Raw genomic sequence first — 1,122 nt, 5'->3', positions numbered from 1 at the left:
CCAGCTCAGTCCTTTCTACTCCCCAAGTGATGGCAATACATTCTTCTCTTCCTTCTCTGAGCTTTTCTCAGATGCCGATCCTCAGATGACATTCTCCATAGCATTCAGTGCAACCGATCTGTTCAGGAAATCGTCCTCCTTGCAGCAGTCAATCGCTCAGGAAGCGCTGGACTCTGCGAAGGCAGGCCTGGAGCTTGCCTATGCAGAAGCTGAGGATACCATACAAGAAATGGAGCAGGAAATCGCTGGGTATCTCTCTGATTTGGGTGTCCAGCTTGCTGACTACCGATTGAAAGAAGCCTTGCTCTTCAGTGAGCAGATCAGATTCGAGGCATCGATAAGTGACAAGCAATCCCTTCTACAGAGGGAGCTTGACTGGTATCAGTCAGCTTTTACTGTGCTAGGGACTCTCAGGGAGTTGGAATTTCTCTATCTCCAGATGCGTTTACAAGGGCTGCTAGAATAGTTCGCTCTCCTTGATCATCGCCTTATGTCGGTACATTGCCTTGTCAGCAAGGGTGAAGGCATCCCGTATTGATACGCGTTCATCGTTGCTTGACTCTGCATATCCCCAAGCAACATCGATAGGATGGGCAAGTTTGGTATTTGCTTCCAGTAACTTCAGTTCAAATTGTTCCATCTTTACTTGTATTTTGCCTTTCTTGGCTCTCGGGAGGATGACAGAGAACTCATCACCGCCTATCCTGAAAACTTTTCCGTCAGGTGAGAACGCTTTATTGAGCAACTCTGCCAAGGATAAGAGCAGGTGGTCTCCCTCATGGTGTCCCCAGGTATCATTGATTCCTTTAAGGTTGTTCATATCGAAGAGTATAAAGACCAGTTCTTGGTCTCTTTGTTCTGCTATAGTTATCATCCGTTCAAAAGCAATACGGTTTCGTGCCTTGGTAGGCAGGTCAAAATCGAACTTTGCTTCCTGAACGATAAGATAGTACAGCAACAGTGCCGTTGCAATGGAACTGGTGATATAGGAGTCTTCAAGATAAAGAAACTGGACAATTGTTGCTATGATGGGCAAGCAATAGACCAAGGCAACCAGGAACTTGCTTGGGAATATTGTAGTGTGCCTCATCCTGAAGAGTTGGATAAGAATGAGGATATAGT

At 46.1% G+C, this 1,122-nt stretch carries 2 protein-coding genes; one reads left to right on the top strand and one right to left on the bottom strand.

All coding sequences use genetic code 11. The features are described 5' to 3' along the window. Positions 1–466, top strand: a 466-nt coding sequence (locus JF818_RS14305; protein ID WP_198892652.1) for a hypothetical protein, incomplete at its 5' end; no start/stop codon positions are given. Here the strand turns inward: JF818_RS14305 and JF818_RS14300 are convergent. Then, positions 458–1,122, bottom strand: a 665-nt coding sequence (locus JF818_RS14300) for a GGDEF domain-containing protein (RefSeq protein ID WP_233067931.1), incomplete at its 5' end; no start/stop codon positions are given. The genes JF818_RS14305 and JF818_RS14300 overlap by 9 nt on opposite strands.

The organism is Sphaerochaeta sp. S2 (assembly GCF_016406725.1).
Classification (GTDB): domain Bacteria; phylum Spirochaetota; class Spirochaetia; order Sphaerochaetales; family Sphaerochaetaceae; genus Sphaerochaeta.
The sequence above is the reverse complement of the archived record's forward strand: the minus strand, read 5'-3'. Positions and strand labels throughout refer to the sequence as shown.